10 protein-coding genes are annotated in these 12,877 nt (G+C 42.4%); 3 read left to right on the forward strand and 7 right to left on the reverse strand.

Annotated elements, in window-relative coordinates:
* Positions 1–65 precede the first annotated feature (65 nt).
* Both BacF7301_RS21740 and BacF7301_RS21745 read right to left on the reverse strand, forming a co-directional pair.
* Positions 66–1,271: an MFS transporter gene (locus BacF7301_RS21740; RefSeq protein WP_167966100.1), complete on the reverse strand. Its 1,206-nt coding sequence runs from the start codon at positions 1,269–1,271 to the stop codon at positions 66–68.
* A gap of 278 nt (positions 1,272–1,549) precedes the next feature.
* Positions 1,550–2,305, reverse strand: a complete 756-nt coding sequence (locus BacF7301_RS21745; RefSeq protein WP_167966101.1) for a class I SAM-dependent methyltransferase — start codon at positions 2,303–2,305, stop codon at positions 1,550–1,552.
* 179 nt (positions 2,306–2,484) lie between these two features.
* Here BacF7301_RS21745 and BacF7301_RS21750 point away from each other — a divergent pair, with 179 nt between their 5' ends.
* Entirely contained in the window at positions 2,485–4,242 is a 1,758-nt protein-coding gene (locus tag BacF7301_RS21750) for a 1-deoxy-D-xylulose-5-phosphate synthase (protein WP_167966102.1), read from the forward strand.
* Between the two features lie 87 nt (positions 4,243–4,329).
* Here the strand turns inward: BacF7301_RS21750 and BacF7301_RS21755 are convergent, their stop codons facing one another.
* Positions 4,330–5,220 carry a helix-turn-helix domain-containing protein gene (locus BacF7301_RS21755; RefSeq protein WP_167966103.1) on the reverse strand — a complete coding sequence of 297 codons (891 nt, stop codon included), beginning with the start codon at positions 5,218–5,220 and terminating at the stop codon, positions 4,330–4,332.
* A 153-nt stretch (positions 5,221–5,373) separates the two neighbouring features.
* On the opposite strand from BacF7301_RS21755, the gene BacF7301_RS21760 reads away from it, so the two are divergent.
* A complete protein-coding gene (locus BacF7301_RS21760) occupies positions 5,374–6,045 on the forward strand; it encodes a YczE/YyaS/YitT family protein (RefSeq protein WP_167966104.1) in 672 nt (223 codons plus the stop codon).
* Positions 6,046–6,126: 81 nt separating this feature from the next.
* Here BacF7301_RS21760 and BacF7301_RS21765 read toward each other — a convergent pair whose 3' ends face one another.
* The 4 genes from BacF7301_RS21765 to BacF7301_RS21780 form a co-directional block, all read right to left on the reverse strand.
* Positions 6,127–9,471 carry a S41 family peptidase gene (locus BacF7301_RS21765; RefSeq protein ID WP_167966105.1) on the reverse strand — a complete coding sequence of 1,115 codons (3,345 nt, stop codon included), beginning with the start codon at positions 9,469–9,471 and terminating at the stop codon, positions 6,127–6,129.
* 20 nt (positions 9,472–9,491) lie between these two features.
* The gene (locus BacF7301_RS21770; RefSeq protein WP_167966106.1) at positions 9,492–10,313 is read right to left on the reverse strand and encodes an MBL fold metallo-hydrolase; all 822 of its coding nucleotides are present in this window, start codon (positions 10,311–10,313) and stop codon (positions 9,492–9,494) included.
* 252 nt (positions 10,314–10,565) lie between these two features.
* On the reverse strand, positions 10,566–11,105 hold the full coding sequence (locus BacF7301_RS21775; protein ID WP_005678067.1) for a flavodoxin family protein: 540 nt from the start codon (positions 11,103–11,105) through the stop codon (positions 10,566–10,568).
* Between the two features lie 119 nt (positions 11,106–11,224).
* The gene (locus tag BacF7301_RS21780; RefSeq protein ID WP_167966107.1) at positions 11,225–11,854 is read right to left on the reverse strand and encodes a nitroreductase family protein; all 630 of its coding nucleotides are present in this window, start codon (positions 11,852–11,854) and stop codon (positions 11,225–11,227) included.
* Between the two features lie 132 nt (positions 11,855–11,986).
* Here BacF7301_RS21780 and BacF7301_RS21785 point away from each other — a divergent pair, with 132 nt between their 5' ends.
* The gene (locus BacF7301_RS21785) at positions 11,987–12,841 is read left to right on the forward strand and encodes an AraC family transcriptional regulator (protein WP_167966108.1); all 855 of its coding nucleotides are present in this window, start codon (positions 11,987–11,989) and stop codon (positions 12,839–12,841) included.
* Positions 12,842–12,877: the final 36 nt, after the last annotated feature.

A 12,877-nucleotide genomic window follows, 5' to 3' on the forward strand; every position in this document is an offset into this window, starting at 1 on the left:
TAAAGAGAGTGTATGTAGATGAATTACTGACATTATTACCCGAATTACAGATTATATTTTTTTCATCATTCTGCTAAAATCTCCATTTTAACCTGTTTGCGGGAATGAGGCATACGAACACGTAAATAAACGAACATAATGCTTGCAATCAGGAAAAGAAACGCGCCGAAAACAGAATAGCGGGTACCCATTTCCGTGATGAAGGCTCCGCATATAGCCGTACCAATCGTCGTTCCCAAATTAGCGGAAGTCAAAAACATTCCATTGGCAAAATCGGGAGCTTCGAGTGCGGAATCTGTTATCATGTATTGCATATTATTACTTGCGATACCTGCCAATACACCTAAAATAAGGATGATTATTACCATAGCCGTTATCCATTCTCCAACGAAGAACAGGAAGATATAGGAAGCTAACAGCGCAAAAGGCATGATGATTATTGAGCGTCTGGCATTTATCGAAAGTAATTTCCCCGCCAGCACATTGCCTACAATATTCGCCAGTCCATATACAAGCAAGACGGCACTGATTACATTGTAGGAGACTTCCGTCACTGTTTTCAGATAGTTTGACATATAGCTGAAGAATCCGAACATGGCTCCGTTAATCAAGGTTACGGCAATGATTGAATGCCACATCTCCGTTTTCTTCAATACGCTGAGTTGCGCACCGTAAGATACTTTTTCTTTTACAGGCATGGAAGGGATAAACAGTATAGTAGCCACAAATACCAAAGCATTCACAACTGTGAAAAATAACATTGCCATGGAGAACGAAACTTCACTGGCAATGAAACTGGTCACCGGAACGCCCAGCACCATGCCGGCGGACACACCGATAAAGACTTTAGAAACAGCCTTGGGAGCCTGTTCCTTACTGACAGAAGCAGCAGCTACCGTAAAAGCCATAGATACATATACCGGATGCAGGAAAGCGGGAAGTATCCGGGCAATCAACAATATGGTAAAGTTAGAGGTAAGCATGGATATGATATTGCTTAGCGTAAATAATCCCAGTGCAAGCAGCATTACTTTCTTCCGGTTAATTCCCGAAAACAACAAAGGAGTGACTGGAGCCGATGCGGCTACCACCAATGCAAAAACACTTACCGTCCAGCCTGCCTGCGGTACGGAGACATTAAAAGTTTCGGCAATCAAGGGCAGGATACCCACTACTCCCATCTCGGTGTTTATAATGCCAAACACACCGACCGTAAGGATAAAGACGAGCAAACCGCCCGAATTGAGTTTTAATTTATTCTTTTGTTCCATAGCTGCTACATATAATTTATAATTCCAATTCTCTAGAAGTATAGAATTTAATCGACGCTACAAAGGTCGACAGAATTATGTGAAGCAGTTGTAGACAGATTACGGATATGACAACCCTAATTACAGATTCATCATTTCCTCTCTATGAAGATAGTTTTTTTACACATATCTTTATTACAGTTCAAATAAAAACAGCTATGAAAAAAATGGTAAAAAAGCCTTGCTGTATTGGATAGAAATTCCAATATCAGCTTGATTGCCCCCCAAAAAATAGTTATCTAGCACTGGCTAACAAATATCTGTTTTGCCGAATTATCATTAAATGCCTCTTCTTCAAATCCACCATACTTATGAATAATATGAAAACCATTCCATTCCAAATATGAATCCAGCTCTTGAGGAAAGAACATTCTCATATCCAGATTTTGAATAGAATTAAACTTGCCATTGATAAAATAATGCCATTCGATACGGTTTATCTGAGTTTTATTTTCATATCGCATGGTCTGCTTTATCAATACTTCTCTACCGTCATCGGTTGTATATGCGGCAATTTCCTTCTGCTCTTTTTCACCTTCAACTATATATTGGATATTTGGATTAAAACAATCAAACAGAAATAAGCCGCCGTCTTTGAGGTGATTCTTAACGACACTAAGTACCTTAAATAAATCTTCATTCTTATATAAATGATGAATCGAATTAAACGGAATAAAGATAAGGTCGTATTTTTCCGGCAAATTCAAAGTTCTGATATCTGCCTCGATAAAACTTATTTCTAATCCTGCTTCGGAAGCTTTCACCTTTGCCTGGGCAAGCATTGAAGGGGTGTAATCAACTCCAGTAATATCATATCCTTCCTTTGCAATGGGAAGAGTAAGTCTGCCTGTACCACAACAAAGTTCAAGTATCTGCGCATCCTTGTTTTCCGGCAACCACCGCTTATAAAAATGCAAATCATCTAGATTGGTATTCATTGCATCATAAATATTTGCATCATAAATTAAATCACCCACTTTATAATCACTATTCATATATGTCGTCCTCCAATGTCTATTATCTACTATTTTTAGGTTTATCATCAGTCACATTTTCCAAGGTCGGTAATATAGGTAAAATAATCCGTAATCTATATACAAACCGAATCTAAAATCAGCAGTATCTTTGCAGTGTGATAAAAACAACAGGTATAAACGTAAAAAAACAAATTGATATGTATTTAGAAAATATTGACTCTCCTGCAGACGTAAAAAAGTTATCGTTTAATGAGCTCAATGATTTAAGTAATGAAATCCGTGCATCACTCCTGCAAAAATTGAGTGAACACGGCGGGCATTTCGGGCCTAATTTCGGAATGGTGGAAGCGACTATTGCTTTACATTATGTATTCAATTCACCGGAAGACAAGATTGTTTTTGATGTATCGCATCAAAGTTATGTGCATAAGATGCTGACCGGACGGAAAGATGCTTTCCTCTATCCGGCAGAGTATGACAATGTATCGGGTTATTCCGAACCACACGAAAGCAAACATGATTTCTTTGTTATCGGTCATACTTCCACTTCCGTCAGCCTGGCTAGCGGATTAGCAAAAGGACGCGACCTGACCGGTGGCAACGAGAATATCATAGCCGTGATAGGCGACGGCTCTTTAAGTGGCGGCGAAGCATTTGAAGGATTGGATTATGTAGCGGAACTTGGAACAAATATGATTATTATTGTCAACGACAATCAGATGTCTATTGCCGAGAATCACGGTGGTCTGTACAAGAACCTGAAAGATTTGCGTGACAGTAACGGTCAGTGCGAATGTAATTTCTTCAAGGCTATGGGATTGGATTATATGTACGTGAACGGCGGCAATAATGTGGAAGCATTGGTTGAGGCTTTCTCTAAAGTGAAAGATATTCAGCATCCGATAGTAGTACATATTAATACTTTGAAAGGCAAAGGTTATGAACGCGCAGAACTGGATAAAGAGACTTACCATTGGCGTACTCCGTTCAATATAGAAACCGGAGAATCCAAGTTTGGCGAAAGCGCAGAAGATTATAGCGAAGTAACCGCTCAATATCTGCTGAAAAAGATTAAAGAAGACAAGCGGGTGGTAACAATCACTTCGGGCACTCCTGCCGTTCTCGGATTTACTCCCGACCGTCGCCAGGAAGCAGGCAAGCAGTTTGTAGATGTCGGCATTGCCGAAGAACATGCGGTGGCACTTGCTTCCGGTATTGCGGCTAATGGGGGAAAACCTGTCTATGGAGTATATAGCACATTTATCCAGCGTTCTTACGACCAGCTCTCGCAAGACCTCTGCATCAATAATAATCCGGCAGTCCTCTTGGTATTTGGTGGAACATTATCCGGTATGAATGATGTGACTCATCTCTGTTTCTTCGACATTCCGCTTATCAGTAATATTCCGAATATGGTCTATTTGGCGCCAACCTGCAAAGAGGAATATCTTGCCATGCTGGAATGGGGTATCCGTCAGAATGAACACCCGGTTGCTATCCGTGTGCCCGCAACAGATGTGATTAGCTGTGACGAGTCTGTGGAATCCGATTATAGTATTCTCAATCGTTATAAAGTCGTTCATCGTGGTTCGAAAGTGGCTATCCTTGCGTTAGGTTCGTTCTTCGGATTAGGACAGTCGGTGCTGTCACTGCTGAAAGAAAAGGCTGGTATTGATGCAACGCTTATCAATCCCCGATATATCACCGGCATTGACAATGAGCTAATGGAAGAGTTGAAAGCCGACCACCAACTAGTGATTACATTGGAAGACGGTGTGTTGGACGGTGGTTTCGGCGAAAAGATTGCCCGTTATTATGGTGCCAGTGATATGAAAGTTCTTAATTATGGAGCGAAGAAAGAATTCGTAGACCGGTACGACATACAAGAATTACTTCGTACCAATCATCTGACAGATGAACTGATTGTAGAAGATATAAGAAAGATTATCGGTTAAAGAAGTCCTAACCAGTTCATTATATATTCATGTAGGTTGATGCACTTCCGTAACGGGAGATATGCATCAACCTACTTTTATTTTCAATCAAATCCGTAATCCTTTCCGATAATTCAATGGAGTCTGCCCTGTATTTCTCTTAAAGAATTTACAGAATCCGGCAGAGTCACTGAAACCCAGTTCGGAAGCGATGTCTCCTATCGTGGATTTGGTTGAACTCAGCAATGTACGGGCTTCCATTATCAGCAGCTCATTAATAATACTGTTTACACTCTTTCCTGTTCCTGCACGGACGATGCGGGCCAAATATTGCTCACTGATAGCCAGCTTATCCGCATAGAAAGCGACGAAATGTTCTTCCCTAAAATTCCGGGTGACAAGTGCATGAAACTCTTGTAATACATGGTCTTTATGGCTAACTTGCTTTTTAATAATCGTCTTTCGGGAAAGAAAATCTGCTATATCCAGGAATAAAGCATTGCATGCAGCCTGTATTCTCCGGAAAAGAAACTGGTGTTTTATATTCAACAGATGCATGAGTACTTCCAGTTCGTTGCGGATGATTTGAGCTTCGTATGCGGTCAGTTGTATGGTATATTGCTTGTTCTGCCTCATCGTCGCCAACAAGATAGCTGTTATTTGAGTCAGATAAGAATCATCCGTCCGCATGGATTCGGAAATGGAAAGAGTGATAAACTTAATATCGGGACTTGAGTATAAATGGTCGGTAAGATAATTTGCTCCATGAATAAGCAGCATATAAGGCTCTATCGCAATAAACTCTCCATTCAGCAAAATCTCCGAACGACCTTCGAGCACAAGTATCATATACAGTTCCCGGTTAAAATAGCGTTCATTTTCGGGATAACTCCTGTCTTTGTATTCACTCATGAAACAAACGACGTCCTCTTCGTAATGAGGAATTCCGGGATGTTCCTTCAACAACTGCTTATTATCGAAAATACGTGATTTTACCATTTATGCCTCCTTCTTTTCGATGTAAAAATACGATTTGTTTCGGATATGGCAAAAACTGTGTGGAATTAGATAATTCATTTCTGGCAAAAAAGCAGGACCTTTGCATATCCTTTTCAGTTTATAAGAAGGAATCAATTAAAAAGTTTTGAAGATATGGGAATGAAAGACGTTTGTAAAAGATACCTAGTATTTATTATAGGATTGTATTTTCTGGCTGCCGGGATAGTATTAATCATACGTTCGGCATTGGGAACCACCCCTATATCCAGCGTAAACTATGTACTAAGCCTGAACAGTCCTTTGTCATTGGGAACTTGCACCTTTCTTATCAATATGGTACTTATCTTAGGACAGTTTTGGCTTATCCGAAAGAACAGGACCCGGCAGGATATTATCGAGATTCTTCTTCAATTGCCCTTCTCCTTTATCTTCTCGGCATTCATTGATTTCAATATGACAATCACCAACAGCCTGCATCCCGAGAGTTATGGTATGTCAATAGCGTTATTGCTTACAGGATGTATGGTGCAATCTATCGGCGTGGTACTGGAGTTGAAACCTAAAGTCGCTATGATGAGTGCGGAAGCCTTTGTGAAATATGCTTCCCGCCGCTACAACAAAGAGTTTGGGAAATTCAAGGTCTATTTCGATGTTACGCTAGTCACATTTGCAGTATTACTTTCTCTCCTGCTTTCCCAATGCATTGAAGGAGTACGCGAAGGCTCTCTTATCGCTGCCTGCATCACAGGATATATCGTCAGTTTTCTGAATCAGAAGATAATGACGAGGAAGACGCTCTACAAGCTCTTGCCTGTTTTGAAATAAAACATAATAAAAGCCGTTTCTTCGGAAAGAGAATTTTAAATCTCCCAAAGAAACGGCTTTTATATTTCTCTTCGATATTTACTATCTATTCTGACTGTCTATTTCTTTAAGCAATTCGTCAACAGCCATTTTCAGTTGCGTATCCTCTCCTTTCACCACTGTTTCGGGGTCATTGGCAACTTTAATATCAGGTTCCAACTGGCTATTTTCCAGATAGCTTCCGTCCGGCAGACGATAGCCGATAATAGGAATACCGAATACCAGTGAAGGGTCTTGCAATGTTTCCCAAGATACACTTGTCATTGTTCCCGGTACAGGCATACCGACCAGTTTGCCTATCTTCTGATGTTTGTACACCCAAGGTGTGCCGTGCGCATTGGAATAGTTAGCTTCACACTGCAACATGATAGAAGGTTTATTCCAGCGACGGCTCGGCATATCACAGGCTTCGCGTCCGCGTACTACCTGCGTAAAGTATTTCTGACCGCTGAAAAGTACCTCGATATCTTCGTGCAGACGGCCACCGCCATTGAAACGGGTGTCAATCACAATCCCGTCGCAGTTGTTATATTTACCCAGAATATCCGAGTAAACAGTACGGAAACTTCCGTCTCCCATGGACTGGATATGCACGTACCCCAACCGACCGTTCGACCATTTCTCAACATCGGCAGCGCGTTGTTTTACCCAACGTTTGTATAACAAACCGTTAAGCTTTCCACTAGTAATAGGCATTACCACTTCTTCCCAACGTTCCTTGTTCTGCGGATTATACAATGAAACCAGAGTTTTCTTTCCGGCTTTATTATTCAATAAAGCAGTAATATCCTTATCCGAAGCCAGTTCCTCACCGTTAATCTTTTCAATAATGCAGCCTGCTTTTACTTTTGTACGGGAATGGTCGAACGGGCCTTTCTCGATTACCTCAGCGATTTTCATTCCTTTTTCCTGGTAATTCCAATCGAACAACAAGCCCAGATTAGACGTCACATCTCCCCCGCCTCTTGGAGAATAACGTCCTCCCGTATGCGAAACATTCAGTTCGCCCAACCATTCGCTCAATAATTCCGCAAAGTCGTAGTTATTATCAATATGAGGCAGGAATTTACGATAAGCAGCCGTCATGGCATCCCAATCGACCCCATGCATAGTAAGATTGTAGAAACGTTTTTGATGCTGCTTGTGCACATGGTCGAACATCGCTTCACGCTCGGCAGCCAAATCCATTTTCATTTCAGCCTGATAACTGATTGATTTCAAAGCATCCGACTTCGCATCCATTTTCTGCATAATCCGGCTTCCCAACAAGAAAATATCTCCTTTCTTATCCAACATCAATGATGCCCAACCGGTATTGAGTTTGTGCAGACGCTTCGTGTCTTTTTCACGAAGATTCATTTTCCAAAGGTCATATCCACCTTCAAAAGATGAGAAATAATAAAGATTCTCCCCATCTTTTGAAAGTATGGCACTGCCTAAATCGGACGAGTTGGGAGTCAGACGGACGATACGGTCTTCAATGCCATTAAGCTCTACTACTATATCTTTCTTGTCTGCTTTATCTTCGGATGCTTTGTCCTCGTCAGCTTCATCCTTATCACTGTCTTTGTCCTTAGAGGACTTAGCTTTTTCCTTTTCAGTCTTTTCCTTTTTGGACTTATTTCCGTCTTTCTTCTTGTCGTCTTTTTCTTTCGCTTTCTTCTGTTCCTTTTCCAATTCTTTGAGCAGTTCAAAGTCTTCCTTGCTCAGGCGATAGCGGTCATAAGCATCCTGGTTCAGGAATACCAGCATGACGTCCTGTTGCGAACCCCAAGAAGCATGCGCACGCATACCATAACGTTCAGTCTGGAAAAGAATAGCGTTTCCGTCCAAGACCCAACGCGGAGAACCGCTAATATATCCGCTGTTAGTCAAGTTGGTAATAATACCGCCCTGTGCGCTGACAACACCTATATCCGAATAAGGGTCATGGCGATTGCCGATAAATTCAAGAGTAAACCATTTGCCGTCCGGCGACCATTCGTAGTCGAATCCGCCACCGGTATTATACCATGTAGAACCGTCCGTCACTTGACGAACTTTCTTCGTTTTTAAGTCAAGTACCATTAAGCGGTTGCGGTCTTCGATGAAAGCCAGTTCCTTGCCGTCCGGAGAATATTGCGGATAAGCACGTTCCACCGTTTTGGAAGGAAGCAGGACTTCTTCCTCGATAAGAGTTGCATTGGGGAAATTGGCTTCCTCTTTGCGGGCTATTTTGGCGGTGTAAAGTAGCCAGTTCCCCGTCCGTTCACTGGCATAGACCAGCGTCCGGTTATCCGGTGCAAAGGACACGGCGGCTTCTTTTCCCGGAGTATTCGTGACTTGCTTTGTTGTAGTATAATCCGTCGAAGTGACAAAAACATCGCCACGTACAATGAAAGCAACCTGTTTGCCGTCCGGGGATACGGAAGCGGAAGTAGCACCCTGGGAGAATTTGAGGGAAGCAATCTCCTTTTCGTCATCCCGGACAAGTTCGACGTTTACTTTCTTCGGACGGGCATTGGCTTCCTGCGTATAAAGTTCTCCGTCATAGGTATAGCACAATGTACCTTTATCGCTGATTGACAAGAAACGTACCGGATGCGTACGGAATGTAGTTACCGCTTTTACCTCTTGAGGGAGATTCGACGTTTGCGGAGCGTTCAGTGAAAAGTTATAGACATTGAATGAGCCGCCGTTGCGCTCACTAAGAAAATAGACAGAATTGCCGTCGGGCGCATATACCGGATTGCGGTCTTCCCCTTCCCGGTTCGTCAGATTAGTATGTTTTCCCGATTGCGTGTTATACAGCCAAATATCTCTGGTTATAGAAGAAGTATGGTGTTTTCTCCATTCATCTTCGAAGCCTTTACGGTCTTGATAAAGAAAGTTTTCCCCCGATTTATCAAAGCAAACCCATTCGGCAGGAGTAGCGAGCACTTGCTCGGTACGTCCTCCGCCAACAGGAACTTTATACAATTCTGTCATTGCTCCGGTAGGGAATAAAGCACTGCCAGCAGGGTCTTGAATAGATGCGGAGAAAAGTACATACTTTCCGTCCGGAGTAAAAGCCGAAGGAATCTCCGAAGCGGAATGATAAGTCAGCCTTTGAGCGGTTCCGCCGTCGGCAGACATGATAAAGAGGTCGAAATTCCCATTCCGGTCGCTGGCAAATGCAATTTGCTTTCCGTCGGGCGACCAGACGGGGTTAGCTTCATAAGATGCTTGTGTTGTCAACTGAACGGCTGTCCCACCCTGTGCGGGGACTTTGTAAATATCGCCTTTATAACAAAAGACAATCTCCGTTCCATTCGGTGAAATACGTGCGTCACGCATCCACAAAGGAGTAATGGCATAGCCGGACAATGCGGTCAATGCCAATGCTAAAGAAGTTATTAGTTTCTTCATGTTAAATAATTATATATATTTTATTCCGATAAATCGGTTTGAATTAGTTTTCCCGTGTGATTATAGAATATCCTGTCGCCAAAATCCTTATAGAAGAAAGCATATTTATCTACTCCCGTACAATGGCAGACACCAATCTGACGCGGCAGATACTCTTTCAGATAATCCGCAATGACCTGATATTTCCGTTCTTCCGCATTATGGATATGAAAACCTCCCAAAAGCAAGTTACAAGGAGATTCGGGGAATGCCGCACGGACTGTTCGCAAGATATTTGTAATTCCCCGATGAGAACAGGCGCTCAATACAGAAAAACCGCCCGGCTCTACCAACACTACCGCCAATTCATCCAGAAAAGTATCCGGTATATGGCAACCGTCTTCTTTCTGAACCCGAAAGCGTTCGAAATGGGTATCCTCATGGTCGATAATATCAATAGAGGGAAAGAGAAATACGCCGGGAAGCAATTCGGTTTGTTCTTCAATAAAACGGAAGCGGGAAAGGTTGAAAGTCTGCGTATGCTGCATTCCATTCTCGCGTTCATCCTTGAATTTAGGAGAGAAGACTTCACGTTTGCAGACAACCGTTGCTTGTTTGTTCAGTTCCAAGAAATGACGCAAGCCTCCCGTGTGGTCGCTATGCCCGTGGGATAATATCAGATAATCAACTTTCTGCAAGTCAATATGCAACAGGCGGGCGTTACGGATAAACAAATCGGACGCTCCCGTATCGAAGAGTAATCTATGTTCCGATGTCTCAATATAGAGAGAAAGACCGTGTTCTGCCTGCAATTTACGTCCATAGACACAATTCTCTACAAGAGTCGTTATTGTATAGCCCATGATGCTTAGTTATTAAACGAATCATACAAAATAAAAAGTTCTGCCACAAAATTATAATAATTCTGTGGCAGAACAAGCAATCCAGGCAATTAAAATTCTTGACTTTTCAATCTATTCGATTGAATTTTTATTTTTAACCTTCAAAAGGTCACATAAGATAGCGTCACTATCCGGTCGTCATGGCGTCACTATCTTGTTGTTATAGCGTCACTATCCTGCAAGCATAGCGTCACTATAATAAGCCGGTGACAGTTACACCATTTTTCCCATGTTGTAGGCTTCCTGCATGTATGGAGTATCTTTTATCTCTCCCACCTTCCAAGCGCCGATTCCATAGACCGTTCCTTTTTCCTGTGGCCCTTCCAGACAATCAAGGAAGCCACGGAAACCGTCTATCGTGCGCTCCATCATTGCTTTATTATCCTCTGCTGCCGCAATAATGAAATAAAACTCCTTGTTCGTTATCTCCGTATAACGTGCGCAGCAACGGTCAATCATAATCTTCATCTGACCGCACATTGTATAGAAATACACGGGAGTCGCCATTACAATCACATCGGCAGCAATCATCTTCTCCACGATTTCCGCCGCATCATCCTTCTGCGGACAAGGCTTTCCGTACATACTGCAAACACTGCATCCCGTACAAGGATGAACCGTTTTGTCTTTCAATACAATCTTTTCCACTTCATTGCCCGCTTCAAGGGCACCTTTCATAAATTCATCACAAAGCAAATCCGAATTGCCGCCTTTCCGCGGACTGGACGAAATTATCAGAACTTTTTTAGCCATAACTTTACTTTATTAGTTTTATCTTTTTGTATTAATCAGTCTTTTCACTCTGCAAAAATAGACAATTTATAACATAGCAAATGTATATAAATTACAGAGAGATATACCTTAATTACAGATTACCAGACATTCCTGTGAATCCTATCCCCTACCCGGATTTCTTTCTGTTTACAAATATGTGCATTCTCCGCCGCATAGCCGATAGCGAGGAAGCAGGTAAACTCATATCCGTCAGGAGCATTGACGAGATGTTTCACATACTCCGGTTCGTTGCCAATAGGAATACGGAATGCACACGCCAGTCCTTCCGCCGTTGCTGCTAACAGGATATTCTCAACGGCTGCCCATGCAGAAGCGAAATAGTTGAGTGAACTTTGGTCGGCAGATTGGCACAGAGGAAAATCCTTTTGCCGGAAAAATGGAAGTATGAGACAATTGCTTTGCATAAGCATACGTTGTTGTTTGGGCAACGCATCGACAAACATGGCGTGTTCATCCTTATCCATCACGCCGGCAGCAGCATCAAGCCCTGTCTGCTGAATGTTCTTGGTGTTTTCCGCCACAGGCGATATGAGTCGGGCAATGTTTTCCTGCCCTCTCACGACAATAAACTCAAACTGCCGCAAATGGTCATTAGTCGGAGCTTTGAATGCAGCCGACAATACCTTCTCCAACACTTCATCCGTCACCTTCTTATCGGAAAAGTCGCGAATAGTTCTTCTTTTTTCTAATACTTGATAGAAATCCATAACAATACATTTTAATAGTTATACTTATTGTTTCCGGCAGCAAAGTTACCCGGCTTTCTTGTTATATATTTGTGGTATCATCTTAGATATTTGTCGTATATTTGCACATAAGTCATTTTAAGCATTACTTTTATGGAAGATACCGCCATTCCTTATGAATTGCCCGAAGTGGAGAATCACTCTTTTTTCTTTATAGACCAACGAGTGACAACAAGCATCGAAGCCAAACTGCACCGGCATGATGCATGGGAGTTGTATTATGTTGTCCATGGATATGGCAAACGAATGGCAGGCGACACATTGCAACCTTTCGCAACAGGCGACGTGGCGTTAATACCGCCGTCCATGCTACACCGCTGGGAATATTCGCCGGATTCGGCAGACGATGACGGGTATGTCCGTTATTTAATGGTAGCTTTCAGTCATTCGCTTGTAGAACGGTGTATGGCAGTATTCCCCGAACTGCGTAATCGTCTGACGGGCATTACATTCCCGACGAACGCACTGAAATTCGGTACTGGAAGTTCACAAAACATTCGCCGGATATTGTCACAGATGAACGATATGGACGAGTTGGGACACCTATGCGAAATGTTTCGTCTACTACCTGTCATCTTTACCTCATCCGACCATAGCCTTGCCGGAAAGCCCATGAGTATTGAACGTGACGTGAGACGTATGCAGCAAATTTGTACTTATGTAATGGCTCACTATATCCATACCATATCTTTGGATGACATTGCGGCAGAAGTAGGCATGAACCGCTCCGCTTTCTGTTCCTATTTCAAACGTTGCAAAGGAATGACTTTCTCGCAGTATGTAACCCAATACCGCTTAAATACAGCCTGCGAACTTCTGAAACATTCACAAAAGCAAGTATCCGAAATTTGTTTTACGGTCGGTTTTAATGATTTGCCCCATTTCGTCCGGGTTTTCACAAATACCTTGGGAATATCTCCGTCCAAATACAGAAGACAATTTCAATAATCATCTCTTTCTCCAAAGACAATTTTGTGTCCTAAC

It is taken from the genome of Bacteroides faecium, assembly GCF_012113595.1.
Classification (GTDB): Bacteria; Bacteroidota; Bacteroidia; order Bacteroidales; family Bacteroidaceae; genus Bacteroides; species Bacteroides faecium.